Source organism: Paucibacter sp. PLA-PC-4, from assembly GCF_026241155.1.
GTDB lineage: Bacteria > Pseudomonadota > Gammaproteobacteria > Burkholderiales > Burkholderiaceae_C > Roseateles_E.
The window spans coordinates 148,859-173,111 of the sequence record NZ_JAPFGP010000007.1 but is presented as its reverse complement, the minus strand read 5'-3'; the positions used below and the strand labels follow the sequence as shown (position 1 = coordinate 173,111).

Below are 24,253 nucleotides of genomic sequence, written 5' to 3'. Positions count from 1 at the left end.
CTGTAGCGGCGAACACATGTTGTTGCAGTCGGCGCTGCGGCATTACGGCACTGAAACACGGCGGCAGAAGCATCGACGACACCTGCCGGGCGCACAACGCACATTGCCGGCGGGCGATCAGACGCTGGCCGCCCCCCGGTTTGCCAGCGCATCGGCGCGCTCGTTGCCCGGGTCACCGGCATGGCCCTTGACCCAGCGCCACTCCACCTCATGCAGCTTGCGCAGCGCGTCCAAACGCTGCCAAAGCTCGACGTTCTTGACCGGTTTGCCGTCGGCGGTCTTCCAGCCACGGCGCTGCCAGCCGCTGATCCACTCGGTCATGCCCTTGCGCACGTACTCGCTGTCGGTGTAGATCGTGATCTTGCAGCTGCGCTTGAGCGAGGCAAGCGCCTCGATCACGGCGGTCAACTCCATGCGGTTATTGGTGGTGTTGGCTTCGCCACCGAACATCTCCTTGTCGTGGCCGCCCGAGCTCAGCCATGCGCCCCAGCCGCCGCGTCCGGGATTACCCTTGCAAGCCCCGTCGGTGTAAATCGTCACCACCGGCTTTTGGATGGTGGCGGCGGGCTTGTTCTCTGTCGTCATTCGTTCGCTTCTCGGTGCTTGTGATGTTGATGCAGGGCCACGGCAGCTCGCGCCTTGGCGGGCCGGGCCGGCTGACGGGCCAGGCCAATCAGGCGCATGCCGTGCACGCGCTTGACCGCAGTAAGGAAGTAAACCGCGCCCAGCACCGGCCACCAGCGCGAGCCCACGCCCTCCAGCCAGTCCCAGCGCTTGAGCCATTTGTCGCTGCGCAGCGGTGGGCAATAGCCGCCGAACTGCGCGCCCTCGACCTCGAAGCTCAGCAAGCGCAGCCAGTCGCGCAGCCGCCAATAGCCGATGAAGTCACCGGCGCGCGGCAGATAAAGTCGCTCGCCGCTGCCCGGCAGGCGGTTCACCAACCGGCCCAGATTCTGCCGCAGTCCCCAGGCGCTGGCCGGATTGATGCCCGAGATCACGAGCCTCCCCTCGGGCCGCAGCACCCGCTCGACCTCACGCAGCGTGCGGTGCGGATCGCTCGCCAACTCCAGCGTATGGGGCAGCAGCACCAGATCCAGGCTGTTGGCCTCGAAGGGCAGCGCATCGAACTCGCCGAACAACGCCACGCCCCGGTCGGCGAACTGGGTCTCAAGGCCGAACTGGCTGAAACCGGCTTGCGCCTCCTCGTCGGCCGGCACGCTGGCATGCCATTGCGCCGCGTTCTGCGCCAGACTGTCCAGCGCCAGCCAGCGGTGCGGCATCCGGTTGGCACGCAGCCCCTGCAGCTCGGGCAGACCGAGCTGCAGGGCATGGAAACCGAACAGGTCGACCACGGTCGCGTCGAGCTGGGCCTGCTCCCAGGCCAGCAGATAGCGGCCGGGCGGCGTCTGCAGCCAGGCGGCCAACTCTACAATCGAGGCTTCACGCGTCACAAGAACTCGCTGCATGGATTTGGTCGCACTGCCCGCCTTTACCGATAACTACATCTGGATGCTGCACGACGGTGCTCAAGCCCTGGTGGTGGATCCTGGCGAGGCGGAACCCGTGCTGCGCGCCCTGGACCACTACTCGCTGCGCTTGGCCGGCATTCTAGTGACCCACCATCACGGCGACCATGTCGGCGGCTTGGCCGGCCTGCGGCCGCGCCTGCAAGGCCCTGTCTTCGGCCCGGCGCGCGAGTCGATTCCGGGGCCAGTGCAGGCCTGCAGCGGCGGCCAGTTCTTGGAGCTGCTGGGCCAGCGGATCCGCGTGATCGACGTGCCCGGCCACACGGCCGGCCATATCGCCTATCTGATCGAATCGCCGAGCGACGCCAGCGCGCCCCTGCTGTTTTGCGGCGACACGCTGTTCTCCGGCGGCTGCGGTCGCCTGTTCGAAGGCACGCCCGCTCAAATGTATGCCTCGTTGCAGGCGCTAGCCGCGCTGCCCGGCCATACCAGGGTCTGCTGCGCTCATGAGTACACCTTGTCGAATCTGCGTTTTGCGCGGACCATAGAGCCCGCGAATCCGGCGCTGCTCGACTACCAGGCCTGGTGCGAGACCCGCCGCCACGACAATCTGCCGACCCTGCCCTCGACCATAGGCCAGGAACAAGCCATCAACCCCTTTTTGCGCTGCGACCAGCCCGCCGTGCGGGCCGCCGCCCTGGCCTACCAGCCGCAGCCCCTGGACACCGACCCCGTCGCGGTGTTCGCCACCCTGCGGCAATGGAAAAACGACTTCCGATGATGATGACCACCCCTGTACTCAAACTCTCCACGCTGGCGCTGGCTTTGCTGCTGGGTGCCTGCGCAAGTACCCCGCTGCCGCCGATGGAGCCCCCCGCACCGACCCCGCAGCTCAGCGCCAAGCCGCCCGCCGCGCCGGTGGCCGAATTGCCGACGCCCGATACCCTCGCCGCCCTACCACTGGTCGAGGACGCACTGCAGCCCGGCGTCACGGTCGACCTCAATGACGCCAAGGCCAAGGCCGACCTGTGGGTGCGGGTGCGCAGCGGCTTCGCGATGCCCACGCTGGAGAACGATCTGGTGCGCCGCGCCGAGGCCTGGTACAGCCAGCGCCCCGACTATGTGGCGCGAATGACCGCGCGCGGCGGTCGTTACCTCTATCACATCGTCGTCGAGGTCGAGAAGCGCGGCATGCCGATGGAGCTGGCCCTGCTGCCCTTCATCGAGAGCGCCTTCAATCCGCAAGCCATGTCCAGCGCCAAGGCCTCAGGCATGTGGCAGTTCATGCCGGCCACCGGTCGCGATTTTGAGCTGCGCCAGAACATCTTCCGAGACGACCGCCGCGACGTGCTGGCATCGACCCGCGCCGCTCTGGACTACCTTGGCCGTCTGCACAATATGTTCGGCGACTGGCATCTTGCACTGGCTGCCTACAACTGGGGCCAGGGCAATGTGCAACGCGCGATCAAGCGCAACGAGCGGGCCGGCCTGCCGACCAACTACGAGAGTCTGCGCATGCCCGACGAGACGCGCTACTACGTTCCCAAGCTGCAGGCGGTCAAGAACATCGTGCTGCGCCCCGACGCGTTTGCGCTCTCCCTGCCCGATATCGCCAACCACCCCTACTTCCTCAGCGTCAATATCGACCGCGACATCGATGTCGATGTCGCCGCGCGCTTTGCCGGTATGACGATCGATGAATTCAAGCAGTTCAACCCGCAAGTCAACAAGCCGGTGATGCTGGCCGCGGCGACCGAGCAGGTGCTACTGCCCTATGACAACGCAGACGCCTTCGCGCGCAATCTGGCCGCCCACCGTGGTGCGATGGCGAGCTGGACTGCGTGGGTGGTGCCGAGCACGATGAAGCCGGCCGAAGCGGCCAAGCAGGTCGGCATGAGCGAGGCCGCACTGCGAGAGATCAACAAGATTCCGCCTCGCATGCTGGTGCGCCGAGGCTCGACCCTGCTGGTGCCGCGCAGCGCCAAGCATCAGGACGTGTCCGAACATCTGGCTGACAACGCCAGCATCAGCCTCGCACCCGATGTACCTGCGCTGCGCCGTGTCAGTTTCAAGGCACGCAAGGGTGAGACCGTCGCCAGCGTCGCTCGGCGCTACAAGGTCAGCGCCAGCCAAGTCGCGCAGTGGAACAAGGTCTCTGCCAAGGCCGCCTTCAAGCCCGGCCAGACCCTGGTGGTCTACACACCCAACAGCAAGCGCGTGGCCGCACCGGTGCGCACGGCCAAGGCGGTCAAGGCCGGCCGCCCGGCCGCAAAGGGCACCCGGGTGGCGTCGACCGCACGCAAGGCAGCCAAACGCTGATACAGGGCTGATCGATCAGGCGAAGAACAAGGCCACCGCGCTGCCCAGCGCGGCAAACCAGGCCAGCGAGCGCAGATTCGGCTGGTCGGCCAGGTACAGGCCGATATAGGCCAGGCGAAAGGTGATGAAGGACAAGGCCAGCATGTCGATGCGCTCCTGCACCGCTCCCATCTGCTGCGCCGCCAACACACCGGCAATGAACAGCGGCAAAGCCTCGAAGCTATTGGCCTGGGCTGCGTTGGCGCGGGCCTGCCACCCCGACAGACTGGCCAGCCAGGCGCGTGGGTTGTGGTTGTCGAAGCCGCCGTCGCGACGCGGCCTGCCGAAGCCCTTGGACTTGGCCATGCCGGCGCACAGGATGGGCAGCACGCAGGCCGCGATGATGCAGTAGTTGGCAACAGTCATTCGCTCAGCGCCTATCGGTCAAAGCATGGGCAATGGTGCCCAGATCCACATACTCGAGTTCGCTGCCCACGGGCACACCGCGAGCCAGCCGCGTGGCGCGGATGCCGCGCGAGCGCAGCGCCTCGGCCAGCACATGGGCGGTGGCTTCGCCCTCCGCGGTGAAACTGGTGGCCACGATCACCTCCTCGACCGCCGTCTCAGCCGCGCGCAGCAGCAGTTGCTCGGCACCGATGGCCTGAGTTGACAGGCCGTCCAGCGGACTCAGCCGACCTTGCAGCACAAAGTAGTAGCCCCGGTAGGAGCCGGTGCGCTCTAGCGCGGCCTGGTCGGCTGGACTCTCGACCACGCAGAGCAAGCGCGCGTCGCGCTGGGCATCGCCGCAAATGGCGCAGACGGGCGCCTCGCTGAAGGTGTGGCAGCGCTGGCAATTGCCCACCTGCGCCATCGCTGCGGTGAGCGAGGCCGCCATGCGGCGCGCGCCCTCGCGGTCGTGCTGCAGCAGGTGGTAGGCCATGCGCTGGGCCGACTTCTGGCCCACGCCCGGCAGGCGCTTGAGCGCCTCGATCAGGTCGTCGAGTGCGGTCAAGGGCTTAGAAGGGGAACTTCATGCCCGGAGGCAGCGGCATGCCGGCGGTCAGTTTGCCCATCTTCTCGGCACTGACTTCCTCGGCGCGACGCAGGCCGTCATTGAAGGCAGCGGCGACCAGGTCTTCCAGCATGTCCTTGTCATCGGCCAGCAAGCTGGGATCGATGGTCAGGCGCTTGACCTCGTGCTTGCAAGTCATCGTGACCTTGACCAGGCCGGCGCCCGACTGGCCCTCGACCTCGATATTGCCCAGTTCGTCCTGCGCCTTCTTGAGGTTGTCCTGCATGGCCTGGGCCTGCTTCATCAGGCCGGCGAGTTGACCCTTCATCATGTGCGTATCTCCTAAAAATGTTCAGTGGGGTTTGATCGACCCGGGCACGATGCGCGCCGTCTTGAATTGGGCCAGCAGTTGCTGGACCAGCGGGTCCTGGAAAACGAATTGTTCCGTCTGGCGCTGGATTGCCTGGGCTTGCGCAGCGTCGCGCAGCGACGGCGAGTCCTGCGCCACGCCGGACTCGACCTCGATAGCCACCGGGCGCTCCAGCAAGGCGGCCAGCGCCGCCTGCAACTTGTCCTTGAGTGCCGGCTGCCGCAATGATTCGCGCTCGACCTTCAACCGTATCAGCTGCGGCTCGGCCTGCTCGTCGAAGACGACGCACTCGGCCTGCAGCGCCAGCTCGCGGGCCAGCGCCACCAGACTCAGGCGCTTGACAATCCCGGCCCAGCGCTCGCCCAGCGGCGTCGGCGACAGCTGCACATCGCTGCCGGCGGTGGAGGCGTAGGCACCGCCAGGGCTACCGTGGCCTGCGGACTCGCCGGACTCGGTCGAGTCGTCGTCGCCAGCCTGCGCGACAGCACCACTCTCCTCATCGGCAGGCGGCGCATCCAGCCAGGGCGGCGGCTCGTCGGCCTCGCCGCGCTCTTCGATCACCACCGGGCGCGGTCGCAGCCGGGCACTCAAGCTGCCGGCCTCGGCCTGGGCGCGCGGCGACATCGGCGGGGCCTGTGGGGTCGGTGTCGGCGGCGTGGGTTCGCGAAGCTCGACGGCGACAGGGCTGGGCGGCGGCGCACTGACGGGCTCTGTTGCAGGCTCTGTTGCGGGCGCGCTCGCTGCTTCAAGCGCCGGGCTCGGCTTGGGCTCGGGCGGTCGCACCACCAGGCTCGGTGCCGTCGGCCTCAGCAAGGGTGCGCTCGCCGGCACCGGCTCTGTCTTGCGCGGCTGGGTCGGTGCCTGGTTCAGCACCGGGTTTGTCGAGACACCGCCGGGGCGAAAGGCCAGCATGCGCAGCAGCACCATGGTCAGGCCGGCGTACTCGTCCGGCGCCAGGCCCAGTTCCTGTCGACCATGCAGAGCCATGCTGTACATCAGCTGGATCTCGTCGGCCGGCAACAGGCCGGCCAAACGCCGGGCCTCGGCGCTGTCGGGGTCTTGATCATCCACGGCCTTCGGCGCGGCCTGGGCCACTGCCGTCTGCTGCAACAAGGTGGCCAGGTCCTCCAGCGTGCCGGCGGCCGACAGGCCCAGGCTGCGCAAGCCATCGGCCTGGGCCACGACAGCCGCGCCATCCGCGGCCACCAGAGCATCCAGGATGGCCACGACGTGGCCGCGGTCCACCGTGCCCAACATCTGGCGCACGCCAGCCTCGACGAGGGCGCCGGCGCCAAACGCGATCGCCTGGTCGGTCAGCGACAAAGCGTCGCGCATCGAGCCGCGCGCGGCCCGCGCCAGCAGCCTCAGCGCGCCGGCATCAGCCGCCACATGTTCGGCCTCCAGCACCGCGCTCAGGTGCGACAGCACCGTCTGCGGCGCCATCGGACGCAGATTGAACTGCAGGCAGCGCGACAGCACGGTGACCGGCACCTTCTGCGGGTCGGTCGTAGCCAGCACGAATTTCAGATAGTCCGGCGGCTCCTCCAGCGTCTTCAGCATCGCGTTGAAGGCGGTGTTCGACAGCATATGCACTTCGTCGATCATGTAGACCTTGAAGCGCCCAACCACCGGCTTGTAGACCGACTGATCCAGCAGCTGCGAGATCTCCTCGACGCCCCGGTTCGAAGCCGCGTCCAGCTCCACATAGTCGACGAACCGGCCGGCATCGATATCGCGGCAGGCCTCGCAAACGCCGCAGGGCTGAGCCGTGATCGTGCCCTGCCCATCGGCGCCGGTGCAGTTCAGGCTCTTGGCCAAAATGCGCGAAACCGTGGTCTTGCCGACACCGCGGGTGCCAGTGAATAGATAGGCATGGTGCAGGCGCTGCTGGGTCAGCGCATTGGCCAGGGCCTGGACCACATGCTCTTGGCCCCGCAGTTCCTCAAAACTGTGGGGGCGGTATTTGCGGGCAAGGACCTGGTAACTCATGGGGGCGCATTCTACGGGCGCGCCCAACCCCGCCGCAGGCCGGGCGCATGGTCGATAATCCCGCCCCATGAGCACGCATGCCCCCTCCTCTCCCGACACTCTCAGCTACGAGCAAGCCGGTGTCAATTACGACCTGATCGATCCGCTGAAGATCGCCGCCCAGCGCGCCGCTGCGGCCACCGGCGCCCATCTGGGCAGCCATGGCTTCAGCGAGGTGCCGGCCTCGCGCGGCGAGTCGGCCTATGTGGTGGATGTCGGGCCTTTCTACATCGCGTCCATCGTCGAATGCCTGGGCACCAAGACCCTAGTGGCCGACGAGATGGCCCGCTTGACCGGCAAGAGCAGCTACTACGCCGGCATTGCCCAGGACACCATCGCAATGGCCGTCAACGACCTGATCACCGTCGGCGCCACGCCCCTGGTGGTGCAGGCCTACTGGGCCGCCGGCGGTTCGGACTGGTTTGGAGACAAGGCGCGCGCGCAAGCACTGGTCGAGGGCTGGAAGAAGGCCAGCGACATCTGCGCCGTCGCCTGGGGCGGTGGCGAGACACCCGCACTGGCCGGCATCGTCGAGGAAGGCCGCATAGACCTGGCCGCCTCCTGCACCGGCCTGATCAATCCCAAGAGCCGGCTGTCGGTCGGCGACGATTTGGCCGCCGGTGACGCCATTGTGCTGCTGGCCTCCAGCGGCATCCATGCCAACGGCCTGAGCCTGGCGCGCAAGCTCGTGGAGCGCCTGCCGAACGGCTACCTGACCGAGATCGAACCCGGCCTCACCTACGGCGACGCACTGTTGGCCCCGACCGTGCTGTATTCGCCGGTCACCGAGGCGCTCTTCAAAGCCGGCATCCAGCCCCACTACTGCGCCAACATCACCGGCCACGGCTGGCGCAAGCTGCTGCGCCACCCGGCGAAGTTCAGCTACCGCATTCACACTGTGCCGCCGGTCACGCCGGTACTGAAGTTCATGCAAGAACAGGCCAAGCAGGACGACCGCGAGGCCTATTCGACCCTTAACATGGGGGCCGGTTTTGCCATCTTTGTTCCGGCCGCCGATGCCCAGCGCACGGTCGAGGTCGCCAAGGCCTGCGGCATCGAAGCCTGGGTGGCCGGCGCCTTGGAAGAAGGCGAGAAGCAATTGCTGATCGAGCCGCTGAACATCCGCTTCAGCGACGACGATCTGCAGCTGCGCTGAGCCCGAACCGCGCTTGACAGCCTCGCTGGTGCCGACCAAGCTTGCCCCGAACTGGGGGCGGTGATGGATTGGTTCTACTCGGGGATGCTACGAATGCACGGGCTGCTGGCCTGGGCCAGCCTCGCGCTTTTTTTTGCCCGTGGCTTGGCCGCCCAGTTCAAGCCTGAATGGGGCGCTGACGACCGACTGCGCGCCGTCTCCTTCGGCCTGCACTTCTTGCTGGCCGTCTCCGGCCTGAGCCTGTGGGGGCTGCTGCACTACGACCTGCTGCGTGACAGCTGGTTGGCCGCCAAGCTGCTGGCACTGTGCGCCTATGCGGCCTGCGCCCACTGGACCGTGGTAAGCCGCGACTACCGCCTTCCCGCCTATCTCGGTGCGCTGGCCCTACTGAGCTATGTTATCGGCGCCTCGCTGACGCGCTCCGCCACGCTGGGGCTGTAGGCGGACCCCATCTTCCGAGAAGGCTGACGCGCATCGCATACAATACTCAGTGACGGGCCTCCTCGCATGGAAGCACGGCCAACCGGGTCAGATGGGGAACCAAGCAGCCCTAACTGTTGTGACCAGTGCCGGGGGTAAGGCTCGTCAACCCCCCTCTTGCCGCCTCATCGCGCCGCCGTCCTGGCATTGCGCGTGCCACCCCAAAAAGCGTCAGCTCAAGCTCGGCCGCATTGCGCCGATAAACAGCTATCACTGCCGCCCGGCAGTGCCCGCCCCATGGCTGTACGGCACTGCGTTCGGCCAGCCCTTGTCTGCCGATGTCTGGTCTCGAATGAAGCTCAATACACGAATCCTGCTGCTGTGTGGCACCGCACTTCTTGGCGTGGTGCTGCTGGCGGCCATCTCGCTGACCACCTTGAAGCAGTCGATGATGAAGGCGCGTACCGCTCAGCTCTCGACCCTGGTGCTGCTGGCACACTCAGCCCTGGAAAAGCTGCACGTCCAGGAGAAAGCCGGCGAGATCTCCAAGGCCGATGCCCAAAAGGAAGGCAAGCGCATCATCAGCAGCTTGCGCAAGGACGAGCTCTATTTCTTTGTGCGCGGCTATTCAGATGACATCAACCATGTGCACCCCAACCCAAAGCGCATCGGCATCGTCGACGCCAAGGGCGGCAAGGAGGCCGGCGAACGCTACCGCAAGGCCCTGGCCGGCCAGACCATAGGCACGGTCATCGCACCGGGCACCCGGCCTGGCACTGAGGGCAACGTGGACAAGCTCTACGCAGTGATCAAATTCGAGCCCTGGGACTGGATCATCGGCTTTGGCGACTACATCGACGATATCGACACCGCGTTTTGGCGCAGCGCCACCGTGCTGCTCTCGGTCGGAGGCGTACTGATGCTGGTCGTCGGCGGCCTGGGCTGGCGCATGATGGGCAACATCTACCGCCAACTAGGCGGCGAGCCCGACTACGCGGCCGATATCGTGCGCCGCATTGGCGCCGGCGACCTCGGTGTCAAGGTGCAGTTGCGGCCAGGCGACCAGCAAAGCCTGCTGGCCGCGATGCAGCAGATGCAGCAAAGCCTGGCCGGCACGGTGCGCCAGATCCGCGACTCCACCGACACCATCGCCACTGCCTCGGGCCAGATCGCAGCCGGCAATCTGGACCTGTCGGGCCGCACCGAAGCCCAGGCCAGTGCGCTGGAACAGACTGCGGCCTCGATGGAGGAACTGACCGCCACGGTCAAGCAAAACGCCGACAACGCCCGCCAGGCCAACCAGTTGGCGATGTCGGCCTCCGCAGTGGCGGTGCAGGGCGGTGAGGTGGTCAGCCAGGTGGTGCAGACCATGAACTCGATCAGCGGCTCGTCGAAGAAGATCGTCGACATCATCGGCGTGATCGATGGCATCGCCTTCCAGACCAACATCCTGGCGCTGAATGCGGCAGTGGAAGCGGCGCGGGCCGGCGAGCAGGGCCGCGGGTTCGCGGTAGTCGCTTCCGAGGTGCGCGGCCTGGCCCAGCGCTCGGCCGCTGCGGCCAAGGAGATCAAGGGCCTGATCGTCGATTCAGTCGAGAAGGTCGACAGCGGCAGCGCCCTGGTCGGTCAGGCAGGCGCGACGATGGAGCAGATCGTCGCCAGCGTGAAGCGGGTCACCGACATCGTCGGCGAGATCAGCAGCGCCAGTGTCGAGCAGACCGCCGGCATCGAGCAGATCCACCAGGCCATCACCCAGATGGACCAGGCCACCCAGCAGAATGCCGCGCTGGTGGAGGAGGCCTCGGCCGCCGCCACCTCGCTGCAGCAGCAGTCGCAGCAGCTGGTCGCTGCGGTCAGCGTGTTCAGCTAAGGGGCAGGCTCAGCTGGCCTGCTTGAAGGCCATCACGGCCTGGTTGCGCAACGTGCGCAGCAGCGACAGCTCCTTCTCGCCAAGATCGATGCCACCGGGCAGGGCCTTGTCGGCATAGATCATCGCGAACGGCGCACCCTTGACCGCCATCGGCAGTATCAGAAAGCTGGCCGCTTTCGGCGCGCCGAGGAACCAGGCCGGCAAGCGCTCGGCGATCTTGGGCACCGAGGCATCGGCGATCAAGGTGTCGACGCCCTTCTGGCAGACCGCAGAGAAGAGATCGGCCGCGACTCCGGGCGTGCTGCGCAGCGGCACGCGAAACAGCGGCGCCACCGCCTCGACTCCCTCACCCAGACCGAAGCGACCGGTCAGGGTTTCGGTCTTCGGGTCACGCAGGCAGAACACCACGCGCCGAAAGCCGAGGCTGCGGTAGATGGTCTCCAAAATCATGCGCAGGACCTCGTTGAGCTTGAAGTTCTCGACCATCGCATTGGTGATGTCCTGGATGCCGGCGGCCAAGGTCTCGCTGGCCTGCTCGCGCGAGACCTCGGCCTCGCTACGCTGCAGGGTCGGATCAGCCAGCAAGGTCGCATGCAACTCGTGCGGCGACAGACTGTCATCGACGGTGGGGGTCAGCGGCGCCAGCAGACGCTGGGCCGGTGAGTTTTTGGCCAGGCTGATGCCCATGGCCTGGGCCAGCTGGGCCAGGCGCTGACGGGCCTGATCGGCGGCTGCATCAAAGGTTTCGGCCGGCACGCCTAGCGCGCGCGAGTACCGCTGCGCCATCGCCTTGAGCTTGGCATGGGTCTCGGCAGGCTCGGTCTGCAAAATCACATCGGACATCTCGTTGGCGGCCCGTGCCAGCCAGCGTTGGCGCTCTGCCGGGTTGTCCTGCAGCCGCGTCGGCACATCGCCATCGGGGCGGCGCATGCTGCGCTGCAGGCTCTCGGGCAGCCCCCATTGCTTGGCCACCCCCAGGCCCAGCTGCTCATAGCTCAGGCCAAGCACCTGGGCCGAGGCCAGCGCTTCGCTGACCGGCGCGGCGGGCCCGGACGTGTCGCCACCGGCGCGGCGCTCGGGCCGCGTGATGCGGCGCACCTGCTGAGCCTCTTCGGGAAAGTAGAACTCGGTCAGCAGACGGCCCAGATTCTGGAACATCGCCGCCAGAAAGCTCTCCTCGTTCTCGCGCTGCACCAAACACAACTCGCGGGCCAGCGAGCCAGCCATCAGCGAGCGCAGAAACTCCTCGCGCAAGAGTTGGGCATGGGCCTTGTTCTCCATGCGCTCGAGCAGAATCAACGACAGCGCCAAGTTGCGGATGCCGGCAAAGCCGATCAGCGCGGCGGCACGCGAGACGGTCGAGATGGTGCCGCCGCCAGCATGACTGAACTGCGCGGTGTTGACCAGACGCAGCAGCTTGTGGGTGAGCGCCACGTCCTTCAAAATCTCATTGGACAGGCTGGTGATGCTCTCGTTCTCGGACAGCGTCAGGCGCTGGATGCGGCCAACCGAATCGGACATCGCCGGGAAGTCGGTCTTGTGGCGCATGCGGCGCAGCAGGAACTCCAGCGCCGCCGTGTCGCCAGCTTCGCTGCTGGGGGCCACCGCAGGGTGCAGCCATTCGTTGAGGGCATCGTGAAAGGCCTTGGCCGTGGGCCAGCGCCGAGTCGCGTCGCGTGCCAGGCCACGCAGCACGATGGCGCGCAGCGCATCGTCGACCTCGGCATTGAGTCCCGGCGGCAGGGCCAGGTCTTGTTCGATGACGCGGCGCACCGCGCGCCAGGGATCGGGGTCGGCGTTCAGGCGCTGGCCCGACAGCAGCTCGCCCAGCATCACCGCCGCCGCGAACACATCCATCTGCGGACTCGGTGCCTCGCCGCGCGCGGCCTCAGGCGAGATATACCCGGGCGTGCCGACGATCCCTTGCGGCTTGCCGGCATCCGTCAGGCGGGCGGCGATGCCGAAATCCATCACCCGCGCCCGGCCCTTGGCGTCGAGCAAAATGTTGGATGGTTTCAGATCGCGGTGCACCACGCCAGCGCCATGGGCAGCCTGCAGGCCATCGAGCACGCCCAGCATCAGTTCCACCGCGTCGCGCGGGCGCAGCGCCGGGCCGCTGCGCAGGCGTTCGCTCAGCGTCGGGCCGGCCACATACTCGAACACCAAATAGGCTTGGCCGCCCTGCATATCGGCCTCGAACACCGGCACGATGTTGGGATGGGTCAGGCGGCTGACAGCACGAGCCTCGTGCAGCCAGGCCTCGACATGGGCCGGCGTGGCGCCGGCCAGCAAGACCTTCAGTGCCACCTCGCGGTCCAGCCGCGGGTCATGCGCCAACCAGACCGTTGCCTGCGCACCCTGCCCGAGCCGGCGCAAAGGACGAAAGCGCCCCAACGCAGGCGGCATCTGCGGTGCGGTGGGTGTGGAGGGGAGCATGGGGACCTTGTTCTAGGAATCGTGGCGAGCGGGCGAGTCAGCCGCTCGGCTCGACGGGCGGCTGGGCGACCGGATCTTCGCTCTCGGTCTTGTCCCTAAGGCGCGAGCGAAGTGGCGAGGCTTGAGGCCGCGCCGCGACCGGTGCGCCGTGGTCGGCATGGTCGGGGTATTCGGCGTGGGCTGTCGCGGGGGCAGTGACGGCCGCGGCCGGATTAAGCGCCTCGTAGACCTCGCGCAATCCAAGGCCCAGCGCCCGCGCATAGCGCCGCGTGGCCGTCTCGACCCCGGCCTGGCGCTTCTCTTCGGGCAGGGCCAGCGCATCGACGATTTCATTGGCCAGGCTGCAGGTCAGGCGCAGCAGTTCGGCATCGCTGCCGCCGCCACGCACCGGCGCCTCCATGGACTGGCGTCGCATCATGTACAGCAGCTCGTCGCCCAGGCTCCAGTAGCGCGCCACCGCCGTGCCGAGCGCTTCGAGATCGCAGCCCAGCACCGCATAGGCGGCGGACTGCTCGCTCATGCCAACCGGCTTGGGGTTGTCGGCGGTCGGCTCGGACGGGCGCATCAACTGGCGGATCTGCTGGGCGTCGTCGGGAAAGTGATACTGCAGCAGCAGGCGGCCGAGGTTCTGCATCACGGTGATCAGATAGACCACCTCGGCGTCGTAGCCGGCCGGACGCAGCGCCTGCGCCACCTGACCGGCGCGCTGCACCCGCTTCATCAGGCTGCGCAAGGTCTCGGCATTGGTTTCGGACAGTGGGCCCGGCCAGGGCTTGAGCGCGCGGGCCGCCTGTTGCACACCGTTCAAGCCCAGCATCGCGATGGCGCGCTGCATATTCAGGATGGCTCCGCCGCCGGCCGCGATGCCTTGCTGCTTCAGCGCGTTATTGACACGCCGCAGCATCTCCAGGCTCAGCGCCATGTCTTGTAGCACCAGTCCTGAGAGCTCGCTGGCGTGCTGGCCTTCCATGCTGGACGATTGGGCGATGCGCTGCAGGCGCAGCGAGGCGATGGGCAGGTGGCCAACGCGCTGCAGCTTGTCCATCAGCTGCGCGATCGCGCCACCCTGGTCATTGGCGGCGCTGCGCCAGCCCTCCAGCGCGCGCCAGAAGCTACGCGCAAGGTGGTAGCGGTGGCCGGTCTGGCGGTCAGTGGCGCGGTTGACGATGGCGCGCAGCGGCTCGGCAATCGGGTGCGGCGTCTCCCAGCCCAGGCGTAGCAATTCATGGCCTTGCGGCTGCATGCGCTGCATCACCAGCAGCAGATCGCTCTCGTCGAGCACCGGCCGAGCGGTCAACATGCGGTGCATCAGCAAGCCGACGCACAGCACATCATCCTGGGCCGCCTCGCGCACCGCGCGACGCGTCACGGTATTGAAGTCCACAGTGGCCGGAAACACCTCCTGCGCCACTTCCAGGCCCAGCACCCGCACATGGCCCAGACTGTCGATCAGCATCGTCGAGGCCTGCACATCGCGGTGAGCATGGCCGGCCTCATGGGCGAACGCCAGACCTTCGAGGTACTGGCAAGTCCAGGCCGCCACATCCAGCGGCAGCGGCGCGTTCTGGCGCGCCAGCCGCTCATCCAGGGTCTCGCCCAGCGCGCGGTCGTAGGCGATGAAAGGCCAATGCTCGACCTGGCCGACCTCGACCACATGGGCCAGATTCGGGTGCTGGATGCGGGCACCGGCATTGGCGGTCTTCAGCCAGTGGGCCAGCGCCTCAGGGCTGTTGGGCGCCAGCCGCGGCATGCAGATCAACATCTCCTGCTGGCTGCGGGTGTCCAGCACCAGCCACAGCATGCTGCGCGTGCTCTTGTTCAGCAGCGCGCGGAGTTCAAAACGACCAAAGCGCCGCACAGCGGCGGCGGTCTTGGCGCCAGCGTCGGGCGGGCTGGCAGTCGGTTCAGCATTCGGCACGATACGTGCGGACCTTGGAGTTTGATGAAACAAAGTGTGATTTGACCCAGATTGTGCGCCCGGCGATGCGGCAATAAGGCCTCCATTCACGGGGCATTCGGCGCGGGCGCGACAACTCAAGCGCTCAGCTGGGCCCAGACTTTGTCCAGTCGCTTGACGCTGACGGGCTGCGGCGTGCGCAGCTCCTGCGCGAACAGGCTGACGCGCAGCTCCTCGAGCTGCCATCGGAAATCCACCAGCCGGGCGTCCGTCGTGCCCTTGAGCTCGGCAAGGCGACGCAGAAAACGCTGCTCCAGCGGCTTGAGTTCGGCCAGCAGCTTGGCGTCGCGCGCCGGGTCGGCGCGCAGCTTGTCCAGCCGCGCGGTGATGGCCTTCAGATAGCGCGGCAGATGCTGCAGTTGGGCCCAGGGCGTGGCGGTGACCAAGTGCTTCGGGCACAGGCGCTGCAGCTGGGCCGTGATGTCCTCGACCACGTCCTTGGGCGCACGCGCATCCTTGAGCTTGCGGCTGGCGGCGGCCAGCTCGATGAGCACGACCCCGGTCTGGCGCGCCACCTCCTGCGCGATCAAATTAAGCCGCGCGCGGCCCTCTTCGATGCGGGACCTAAAAGCGAACTCGTCGGCCGGCAACGGATCGGCCAGGAAGGCACGGTCCAGAGCAACGCCGATGATCTGATCGCGCAGCTCTTCGGCCGTACCCAGGCTCATGAACAGCACCGACATCTTCTGCAGATCCGGAATGTTCTTCTCCAGATACTTCAGCGGCTCCTTGAGCTGCAGCGCCACCAGGCGGCGAAGACCCAGACGGTGCTTGGCGGCGGCGACATCGGGCTCGTCGAACACCTCGATCTCGACATGGCTGGTCCGGTCAATCAGCGCGGGGAAGCCGATCAAGGTCTGGGCGCCGCGCTTGACTTCCATCAGCTCGGGCAGTTCGCCGAAAGTCCAGCCGGTATGGCTCTTGCTCGCCTCGCGCACCGACGCTGGCTTGACGATCTCCGCCCGCAGCCCACCGGGAGCGACCGGTGGCGGCTCCGCGGCGGGCGCGGCCGGCAACTTCAGCGCCGCCAGGGCCTGGAAGGCACTGCGCGCCTGACCGCCCAGCTCGGCCTTCAGCGCCGCCAGATTGCGGCCCTGGCCCAGCTGACGGCCATGCTCGTCGACGATGCGGAAGTTCATGAACAGATGGGCTTGCAGCTGTTCGAGCTTGAAGTCGTTGCGCTGCACCGCGATCTGGCTGCGTTCCTTGACAGCCTTCAGAAGCACCTCGACCAGGCTGCCCTGAGCAAAGGGGTTGAGCTCGATGAACTCGGCGACGAAGTCCGGCAGCGGCACCAGGCGCGAGCGCGGCCGCTGGTGCAGGCTTTTCAGCAAGGCCGTGACCTTGGCGCCCAGCATGCCGGGCACCAGCCATTCGCAGCGCTCCTCATTGACCTGGTTCAGCGCGTAGATCGGCACGGTGACGGTCAGCCCGTCGCGGGCATCGCCGGGTTCATGCAAATAAGTTGCGGCGCAGTCGACCCCGCCCAGGCGGATGGTCTTTGGGAAAGCGCTGCCGGTGATGCCTGCCGCCTCGTGACGCATCAGCTCCTCACGGCTGAGGTGCAGCAGCTTGGGGTTGGCCTTGGACTCGTGGCGGTACCAGCGCTCCAGCGTTGCGCCCGAGCACACCTCGGCCGGCAGCTGAGCGTCGTAGAAGGCGTAGATCAGCTCGTCATCGACCAGCACATCCTGGCGCCGTGACTTGTGCTCCAACTCCTCGACCTTGGCGATCTGCTTGTGGTTATGGGCCAGAAAGGGAAGACGCGTCTCCCATTCACCGTTGACCAGGGCCTCGCGGATGAAGATCTCGCGCGCGGCGGCCGCATCGACCTTGCCAAAGTTCACGCGCCGGTTGCTGTAGATGACGATGCCGTACAGCGTCGCACGCTCCAGCGCAATCACCTCGGCCGCCTTCTTCTCCCAGTGCGGCTCCATCAGCTGGGTCTTGATCAGATGGCCGGCGATGGACGGCAGCCACTGCGGCTCGATCGCGGCAATGCCTCGGCCGAACAGCCGCGTCGTGTCCACCAACTCTGCCGCGACGATCCAGCGGCCCGGCTTTTTGCTCAGATGTGCACCGGGGTGGCGCCAGAACTTGATGCCGCGCGCACCCAGATACCACTCGTCCTCGTCGCTTTTGAGGCCGATATTGCCCAAGAGGCCGGCCAGCATCGACAGATGCACCTGTTCGTAGGTGGCCGGGCTGGCGTTCATGCGCCAGCCATGTTCGGCGACCACGGTGTGCAGCTGCGAATAGATGTCGCGCCATTCACGCACCCGGCGCGGGCTGACGAAGTTCTCGCGCAGCAGCGCTTCGTAGCGGCGGTGGCTGAGCTTGTGCTCTCCCGAGCCGCCCTTGCTCTCTTCCAACCATTTCCACAGCTTCAAGTAGCCCAGGAACTCCGACTTCTCGTCATCGAACTTCTTGTGCCGCTCGTCGGCCGCCTGTTGCGCCTCCATCGGCCGGTCGCGCACGTCCTGGCCGCTGAGCGCGCTGGCAATGATCAGGACCTCGTTGAGCGCCTCGCGGTTCCTGGCCTCCAGAATCATCCGGCCGACCCGCGGGTCCAGAGGCAGCTTGGCCAGCTCCCAGCCCATCGGCGTCAGCTCGTTCAAATCATCGACCGCGCCCAGCTCGCCCAGCAGCTGGTAGCCATCGGCCACGGCCTTGCGCGGCGGCGGCTCGATGAATGGGAACTCGTCGACCTGACCCAGATGCAAGGCCTTCATGCGCAGGATCACGCCGGCCAGCGAACTTCGCAGAATTTCCGGATCGGTAAACCTGGGCCGGGCGAGGAAGTCCTTCTCGTCGTACAGGCGAATGCAGATGCCGTTGGAGACACGGCCGCAGCGGCCGGCGCGCTGGTTGGCGCTGGACTGGCTGATCGGCTCGATCTGCAGCTGCTCGACCTTGTTTCGGTAGCTGTAGCGCTTGACCCGGGAGAGGCCCGGGTCGATCACATAGCGGATGCCCGGCACCGTCAGCGAGGTCTCGGCCACATTGGTCGCCAGCACGATGCGGCGCTGGCCGTGCGGCTCAAAGACCTTGTCTTGCTCCTGCTGCGACAGCCGCGCAAACAGCGGCAGCACCTCGACGCCGGGCGGATGGTGCCTACGCAGCGCCTCGGCGGCCTCGCGGATCTCGCGCTCGCCCGGCAGGAAGACCAAGACATCGCCGCCGCCCGCAGCGGCGATGCCGCTGCTTGGCATCCCTCGCCAGAGCTCGTCCACGGCGTCGACGATGGCGTTGTTGACGTCGTACTCGCGACTCTCCTCGAAGGGCCGGTAGCGCTGCTCGACCGGAAACAGCCGGCCCGAGACCATCAGCACCGGCGCCGGGCCCTTGGCAGACTCGAAATGCTTGGCGAAGCGGTCGGCATCGATGGTCGCCGACGTCACGATGACCTTGAGATCAGGTCGGCGCGGCAGCACCTCGCGCAGATAGCCAAGCAGGAAATCGATGTTCAGCGAGCGCTCGTGGGCCTCGTCGATGATGAGCGTGTCATAGGCCTTCAGCAGCGGATCAGTCTGCGTCTCGGCCAGCAAAATCCCATCGGTCATCAGCTTGACGCTGGCACCAGGCTGCAGCCGGTCCTGAAAGCGCACCTTGTAGCCGACGATCTCGCCCAGCGGTGTCTTCAGCTCCTCGGCGATACGCTTGGCCACGCTGGAGGCGGCGATACGGCGCGGTTGCGTGTGGCCGATCAGCTTGCCGGTGTTGGCCCGGCCGCGGCCCAGCGCCAGCGCGATCTTGGGCAGCTGGGTGGTCTTGCCCGAGCCGGTCTCGCCGCAAACGATGATGACCTGGTGCTCGGCAAGCGCCAGCGCGATGTCCTCGCGCCGGCTGGAGACCGGCAGCGATTCGGGGAAGGTGATGGGCGGCAGCGGATTGGCTGGCGGCGGCGCAGGCCGTGCGGTATTCGCCTTGGGCGACTGCTGCGGCCTTGGCGGCCTGGGGGAGGAAGACGATGGATTCACGAGCCCACGATTATCGGTGTCTTTGCGGACTCGGCGCTGTGGGCCTTGTCGGACCGCTGCTCGCACGCCCCCAAGAACGAAGGAACGCCTATCGCCCGGAATCGCTGCGAGCGCGGGAAAACCGGTACTTCATCACGACTTGCCGGCCCTAGCATCGAGCGCCTGACCGGCAAACAGGGCCAGGTCTTGCTACCGAGCAGCCCCACGCCGCACCCACCTCTCCTCCAAGCATCCCGGAGATCGCCCGATGAAACACACCCCCTCCCATCTGAGCCTGAGCCGGCTGAGCGTCATTCTTATCGCTGCGCTGGCCGCCCAGCAAGCGCTGGCCATCACCACTTATGAGGGCGATCCCGGTCTTCTGGGTGACCCGGCCAGCTGGCGCACCGCCGAGTTCCGGCGCGACTGGGGCCTCAACGCAATTGGCGCGGAGTACGCGTACGCAGCCGGCTTCAGCGGCGCCGGCATCAAGGTGGGCATGGTCGACTCCGGCTATTTCACCGCCCATCCACAGCTCGACAGCACGCGCTACCACGCGGTCACAGTCAATGGCATCTCGGGCGCCTGGAGCAGCAGCTACAACGACACCCATGGCACCCATGTGTCGGGCACGATCGCCGCCTCGCGCGATGGCAGTCTGGGCGGCAGTAGCAATTTCCACGGCGTGGCCTTCAACGCCAGCCTCTATGTCGGCAACACCCACAAGACCGACAGCGTGCTGTTTGGCATGCCGCAGGTCACGCAAACGGCCGCGCAAACTCTGGAACAGGGCTATGTGGCTGATGTCTACCGCGGCGTCAACGCCCAGGGCGTGCGCATCATCAGCACCAGTTGGGGCAGCCAGCCCAATAGCGAGCAATACAACACCCTCGGGCCCAATGCCGCTGGCACACCCGGCCTGCTGGGTGCATGGGGCTTTCTGTCGCGCGACGACACTTGGATGAAGGGCGCGCTCGACGCCGGCAAGACCGGCACGGTGATGGTGTTCAGTGCCGGCAATACCGGCTTCAGCAACGCCAGCGCGCGCTCGGGCGCTGCTTACTTCATGCCAGAGCTGGAAGCCAACTGGCTGGCCGTGGCTGCGATTCGCCAGAACCTGAACATCAGCGGCTCGCCGGTCGGCCAGACCCTGAATGCAGACGGCTCGGTCAATGTGCCCGGCGCTCATTTGTACAACCAGTGCGGCGTCGCTAAATGGTCCTGCATGACAGCACCAGGCAACGGCATCAATGGCAGCACGGTCAACGCCGCCGGCGTGGCCGGCTATAGCAGCCTGTCGGGCACCTCGATGGCCGCGCCGCATGCCTCTGGCGCGCTGGCCGTCATCATGGAGCGCTACAGCTATATGACCAACGCCCAGGCGCTGGAGGTCATGAAGACCACGGCAGTGCAGAACGGGACGATCAACAATGCCGCCGGCGTGGCCATCGCCAACACGAATGCAGGCCAGCGCACCGTGGTGCCGGACAGCCGCAACGGTTGGGGCACGATCAGCCTCAGGAACGCGATGAACGGCCCTGGGCAATTCCTCGGCAAGTTCGCCGTCAACACCCAGGGCCAGAACGACACCTGGAGCAACAACATCTCCGACACCGCAATCAAGGCCCGCAAGCTCGAGGACGAGGCCGAGGCGAGCAGTTGGTTCAACACCAAGCAGAGCAAGGGCTGGCTCAACGGACTGCCGGCCGGCGCGAGCGCCGACGAGGTCACCGAATACACCGTCGGCCAGGCGCGCGAAGTGGCCCGCGACAGCCGGGTCTATGAGGGCAGCCTGTCCAAGTCCGGTGGGGGCACCCTGGTGCTGGCGGGCGACAACAGCTATTCCGGCGGCACCGAGTTGTTCGGCGGCACCCTGGTCGGCCGCTCCGTCAGCGCCTTCGGCAGCGGCGACGTGACGGTACACGGCGGCATGTTGGCCGGCACCGCCACCATTCAGGGCGACCTGCTCAACGAGGCGGGCCACATCGCTCCCGGCGAGGATTCCATCGGTACGCTGACGGTGCTGGGCAACTTCGCCCAGTTCCCGAGCGGCTGGCTGGACCTGGAGATCGGAGCCGGCGGCACCGATCTGCTGGCCATCGGCGGCACGGCCTTCCTTGGCGGCAGCTTGCAGCTGACCCTGCTGGACAGCTTCTCGCTGAGCGGCAACGCCAGCTTCACACTGATGAGCGCTGGCAACTTCATGGGCCAGTTCTCGTCGGTCCAGGTCAGCGGCCTGGGCGCGGGCTACACCAGCGCGCTGTTCTATGACAACGGCAGCGTCCGCCTGGACATCAGCGCCGTGCCGGAGCCCGAGAGCTACGCGCTGATGCTCGCGGGGCTGGGCCTGCTGAGCTGGCAGCTGCGGCGCCGGCGCGGCCCGCAGGCCTGAGCGGCACAGCGTACGGACTCGGAGTGCCCTTGCGGCACTCCGAGCCGGTGGCGCTGCGGCACAATCGGGGCCCATTCCATCCCGTCCTGCTGCCGCAACCGCCCTCCCGCTACATGAGCCTTGTCTTTCCTCACACCTTCGTGCCCTGGTTCCGCTCGGTCGCGCCTTATATCCATGCCTACCGCGGCGAGACCTTTGTGGTCGGGATGCCGGGCGAGTTGGTGGCGGCGGGCAAGCTCAACGCCTTTGTGCAGGACCTGTCCATCTTGCACGCGATGGGCATCAAGATCGTACTGGTGCACGGCTTTAGGCCCCAGGTCAACGAGCAGCTGGCCGCCAAGGGCCAGACGCCGAAGTTCCACCAGGGCGTACGCGTCACAGACGCGGTGGCACTGGACTGTGCCCAGGAGGCGGCCGGCCAGCTTCGCTTTGAGATCGAGGCCGCGTTCTCACAGGGTTTGCCGAACACGCCGATGGCCAATGCGACGGTGCGGGTGGTATCGGGCAATTTCCTGACCGCGCGGCCAGTGGGCATCGTCGACGGTGTTGATTTCCAGCACAGCGGCCTGGTGCGCAAGGTTGATGCAGCGGCAATCCAGCGCGCCATCGACAGCGGCGCCATCGTGCTGCTGTCGCCCTTCGGCTTCTCGCCGACCGGCGAAGCGTTCAACCTGACGATGGAAGAAGTGGCCACCAGCGCCGCGATCGCGCTGCAGGCCGACAAGCTGCTGTTCATGACCGAGGTGGCCGGCGTGCGCGAAAACCCGGACGACCCCGACAGCGCCATCGACACCGAGCTAGCCCTGGCCGACGCCAAGCGCATGCTGGCCAGCCTGCCGCGCCCGACCCAGCCCACCGATGTGGCCTTCTATCTGCAGCATTGCGTCAAGGCCTGCCAAGCTGGCGTCGAGCGCTCGCACATCTTGCCATTGGCGGTGGACGGCGCGCTCTTGCAGGAGGTCTACACCCATGACGGTATCGGCACCATGGTGGTCGACGAGAAGCTGGAAAGCCTGCGCGAGGCCAGCCCCGATGATGTCGGCGGCATCGTCGCGCTGATCGAACCCTTCGAGCGCGACGGCACCCTGGTCAAGCGCGACCGCAACGAGATCGAGCGCGATATCGAGGCCTACACGGTGATCGAGCACGACGGCGTGATCTTCGGCTGTGCGGCGCTGTACCCCTATGTAGAGGCACGCACCGCCGAGATGGCGGCGCTGACCGTCTCCAGCGAGGTACAGGGCCAGGGCGACGGCGACCGCATCCTCAAGCGCATCGAGCAGCGCGCCAAGGCGCAGGGCCTGAGCAGCATCTTCGTGTTGACCACACGCACGATGCACTGGTTCATCAAGCGCGGGTTTTCGCCCGTCGAACCCGAATGGCTGCCCGAAGAGCGCAAACGCAAATACAACTGGGACCGGCGCTCGCAAGTGCTGGTCAAGAAGCTGGCCTGAATCCGGGCCTCCCCTCCACACTCAAGCAAATAGAGGTTGTTATGGCACGCATGGTGCAATGTGTTTATCTGAAGAAAGAAGGCGAAGGCCTGGACTTCGCGCCCTATCCCGGCGAACTGGGCAAGCGCATCTATCAAAACGTCTGCAAGGAGGCCTGGGCGGCCTGGATGAAGCATCAGACGATGCTGGTCAATGAGAACCGCCTGAACCTGGCCGATCTGCGCGCCCGCCAATACCTGGCCCGGCAAATGGAGCAATTCTTCTTCGGCGCTGGCGCCGAAGCGGTCGCGGGCTACGTCCCACCGACGACCTGAGATTGAACTCAAACAAGAATTATTCTTGTTCACGGGGTAAACTCCCAGCCACCTTACTTGGCTTGGAGACCCCATGCGAATTTCCCGTCTCGTCAAATCCGCCCTCGCCGCCGGCCTGCTGACCGGCCTGGCTACGGCAACGCTGGCTCAGGAGCAGGTGCTGAATCTGTATTCAGCCCGTCACTACCAGACCGACGAAGCGCTATACGCGAATTTCACGAAAGCCACCGGCATCCGCATCAACCGCGTCGACACCGACGACGCCGGTCTGATCGCTCGCCTGAAAAGCGAGGGCAGCTCCAGCCCTGCCGATGTGATCTTGCTGGTCGATGCCGCACGCCTGTGGCTGGCCGAAACCGACGGCCTGTTCGCACCAGTCAAGTCGACTGTGCTGGAGCAGCGCATTCCAGCCCATCTGCGCGCCAAGGACAGCGGCCAGGGTTCGGCTTGGTTTGGCCTGTCGACCCGGGCTCGCGTCATCGTCTACAACAAGATCAACGTCAAGAAAGAGGACGTCGATACCTACGAGGAATTGGCCGACCCTAAGAACAAGGGCAAGGTCTGCCTTCGCAGCGGCTCGCACCCCTATAACCTCTCGCTGTTCGGTGCGATGTATGAGCATATGGGGGCGCAACGCACCGAGGCCTGGCTCAAGGGCGTGGTCGACAATATGGCGCGCGCCCCCAAGGGTGGCGATACCGACCAGATCAAGGCAGCCGCCAGCGGCGAATGCCAGATCGCCGTGACCAACAGCTATTACCTTGCCCGCATGATGCGTTCCAGCAAGCCGGAAGATCGCGCAGTGGTCGAGCGCCTGGGCGTGGTTTTCCCCAATCAGCAGAGCTGGGGCACCCATATGAATATCGCCGGCGGCGCGATGGCCAAGCACGCAAAGAATCGCGACAACGCGGTCAAGTTCCTCGAGTACTTGAGCTCGCCGGAAGCGCAAATCTATTTCGCCAACGGCAATAACGAATGGCCGGTGGTGGTCGGTGTGCGCCCGGCCAATCCGGCCCTGGAGGCGATGGGTGAATTCAAGAGCGAAACCATCCCGGTTTCCTCAGTAGGCGCGAATCTGCCCAAGGTGCAGCAACTGCTGGACAAGGTCGGCTTCAAGTAAA

At 66.3% G+C, this 24,253-nt stretch carries 18 protein-coding genes and 1 other RNA gene; 10 read left to right on the top strand and 9 right to left on the bottom strand.

The features are described 5' to 3' along the window. Positions 1 to 117 precede the first annotated feature (117 nt). Together rnhA and OOZ63_RS12865 are read right to left on the bottom strand one after the other, a co-directional pair. The gene (gene rnhA / locus OOZ63_RS12870) at positions 118 to 585 is read right to left on the bottom strand and encodes a ribonuclease HI (RefSeq protein ID WP_137941824.1); all 468 of its coding nucleotides are present in this window, start codon (positions 583 to 585) and stop codon (positions 118 to 120) included. Next, positions 582 to 1,466, bottom strand: a complete 885-nt coding sequence (locus tag OOZ63_RS12865; protein WP_266005889.1) for a class I SAM-dependent methyltransferase — start codon at positions 1,464 to 1,466, stop codon at positions 582 to 584. The genes rnhA and OOZ63_RS12865 overlap by 4 nt, the downstream gene beginning before the upstream one ends. Between OOZ63_RS12865 and gloB the strand changes: the two genes are divergently transcribed. Both gloB and OOZ63_RS12855 read left to right on the top strand, forming a co-directional pair. Then, a complete protein-coding gene (gloB, locus tag OOZ63_RS12860; RefSeq protein ID WP_266005888.1) occupies positions 1,465 to 2,247 on the top strand; it encodes a hydroxyacylglutathione hydrolase in 783 nt (260 codons plus the stop codon). The two genes, OOZ63_RS12865 and gloB, sit on opposite strands and share 2 nt — an antisense overlap. Next, entirely contained in the window at positions 2,247 to 3,785 is a 1,539-nt protein-coding gene (locus OOZ63_RS12855) for a transglycosylase SLT domain-containing protein (RefSeq protein WP_266005887.1), read from the top strand. Before gloB ends, OOZ63_RS12855 begins: the two co-directional genes overlap by 1 nt. A 15-nt stretch (positions 3,786 to 3,800) precedes the next feature. Here the strand turns inward: OOZ63_RS12855 and OOZ63_RS12850 are convergent, their stop codons facing one another. The 4 genes from OOZ63_RS12850 to dnaX are packed head-to-tail and all read right to left on the bottom strand — an operon-like array spanning position 3,801 to position 7,135. Then, positions 3,801 to 4,190, bottom strand: a complete 390-nt coding sequence (locus OOZ63_RS12850) for an MAPEG family protein (protein ID WP_266005886.1) — start codon at positions 4,188 to 4,190, stop codon at positions 3,801 to 3,803. Between the two features lie 4 nt (positions 4,191 to 4,194). Continuing rightward, a complete protein-coding gene (gene recR / locus OOZ63_RS12845) occupies positions 4,195 to 4,776 on the bottom strand; it encodes a recombination mediator RecR (RefSeq protein WP_266005885.1) in 582 nt (193 codons plus the stop codon). Between the two features lie 4 nt (positions 4,777 to 4,780). Continuing rightward, a complete protein-coding gene (locus OOZ63_RS12840) occupies positions 4,781 to 5,107 on the bottom strand; it encodes a YbaB/EbfC family nucleoid-associated protein (protein WP_137941818.1) in 327 nt (108 codons plus the stop codon). A gap of 21 nt (positions 5,108 to 5,128) precedes the next feature. After that, positions 5,129 to 7,135: a DNA polymerase III subunit gamma/tau gene (gene dnaX, locus OOZ63_RS12835; RefSeq protein WP_266005884.1), complete on the bottom strand. Its 2,007-nt coding sequence runs from the start codon at positions 7,133 to 7,135 to the stop codon at positions 5,129 to 5,131. A 67-nt stretch (positions 7,136 to 7,202) separates the two neighbouring features. Between dnaX and OOZ63_RS12830 the strand changes: the two genes are divergently transcribed. From OOZ63_RS12830 to OOZ63_RS12815, 4 genes are all read left to right on the top strand, one after another. Continuing rightward, complete coding sequence (locus tag OOZ63_RS12830) at positions 7,203 to 8,330, top strand: AIR synthase-related protein (protein ID WP_266005883.1); 1,128 nt, start codon at positions 7,203 to 7,205, stop codon at positions 8,328 to 8,330. Between the two features lie 63 nt (positions 8,331 to 8,393). After that, on the top strand, positions 8,394 to 8,771 hold the full coding sequence (locus tag OOZ63_RS12825; RefSeq protein WP_266005882.1) for a SirB2 family protein: 378 nt from the start codon (positions 8,394 to 8,396) through the stop codon (positions 8,769 to 8,771). A gap of 51 nt (positions 8,772 to 8,822) precedes the next feature. Next, positions 8,823 to 8,920, top strand: an RNA gene (ffs, locus tag OOZ63_RS12820) — signal recognition particle sRNA small type. A gap of 182 nt (positions 8,921 to 9,102) precedes the next feature. After that, positions 9,103 to 10,620 (top strand): methyl-accepting chemotaxis protein, encoded by a 1,518-nt coding sequence (locus OOZ63_RS12815; protein ID WP_266006053.1) that lies wholly within the window; start codon positions 9,103 to 9,105, stop codon positions 10,618 to 10,620. Between the two features lie 9 nt (positions 10,621 to 10,629). Here the strand turns inward: OOZ63_RS12815 and OOZ63_RS12810 are convergent, their stop codons facing one another. The 3 genes from OOZ63_RS12810 to hrpA all read right to left on the bottom strand — a co-directional run bounded on the left by OOZ63_RS12810 (position 10,630) and on the right by hrpA (position 18,993). Then, positions 10,630 to 13,056: a serine/threonine protein kinase gene (locus tag OOZ63_RS12810; RefSeq protein ID WP_266005881.1), complete on the bottom strand. Its 2,427-nt coding sequence runs from the start codon at positions 13,054 to 13,056 to the stop codon at positions 10,630 to 10,632. 37 nt (positions 13,057 to 13,093) lie between these two features. Beyond that, on the bottom strand, positions 13,094 to 14,974 hold the full coding sequence (locus OOZ63_RS12805; RefSeq protein WP_266005880.1) for a serine/threonine protein kinase: 1,881 nt from the start codon (positions 14,972 to 14,974) through the stop codon (positions 13,094 to 13,096). Positions 14,975 to 15,090: 116 nt separating this feature from the next. Beyond that, positions 15,091 to 18,993: an ATP-dependent RNA helicase HrpA gene (hrpA, locus tag OOZ63_RS12800; protein ID WP_266005879.1), complete on the bottom strand. Its 3,903-nt coding sequence runs from the start codon at positions 18,991 to 18,993 to the stop codon at positions 15,091 to 15,093. A gap of 247 nt (positions 18,994 to 19,240) precedes the next feature. Between hrpA and OOZ63_RS12795 the strand changes: the two genes are divergently transcribed. The 4 genes from OOZ63_RS12795 to OOZ63_RS12780 all read left to right on the top strand — a co-directional run bounded on the left by OOZ63_RS12795 (position 19,241) and on the right by OOZ63_RS12780 (position 24,252). Next, positions 19,241 to 21,364, top strand: a complete 2,124-nt coding sequence (locus tag OOZ63_RS12795) for a S8 family peptidase (RefSeq protein WP_266005878.1) — start codon at positions 19,241 to 19,243, stop codon at positions 21,362 to 21,364. A 113-nt stretch (positions 21,365 to 21,477) separates the two neighbouring features. Continuing rightward, positions 21,478 to 22,818, top strand: a complete 1,341-nt coding sequence (argA, locus tag OOZ63_RS12790) for an amino-acid N-acetyltransferase (RefSeq protein WP_266005877.1) — start codon at positions 21,478 to 21,480, stop codon at positions 22,816 to 22,818. Positions 22,819 to 22,859: 41 nt separating this feature from the next. Then, a complete protein-coding gene (locus OOZ63_RS12785; RefSeq protein ID WP_137941807.1) occupies positions 22,860 to 23,132 on the top strand; it encodes an oxidative damage protection protein in 273 nt (90 codons plus the stop codon). Positions 23,133 to 23,205: 73 nt separating this feature from the next. Then, positions 23,206 to 24,252 (top strand): Fe(3+) ABC transporter substrate-binding protein, encoded by a 1,047-nt coding sequence (locus OOZ63_RS12780; RefSeq protein ID WP_416234729.1) that lies wholly within the window; start codon positions 23,206 to 23,208, stop codon positions 24,250 to 24,252. Position 24,253 lies beyond the last annotated feature (1 nt).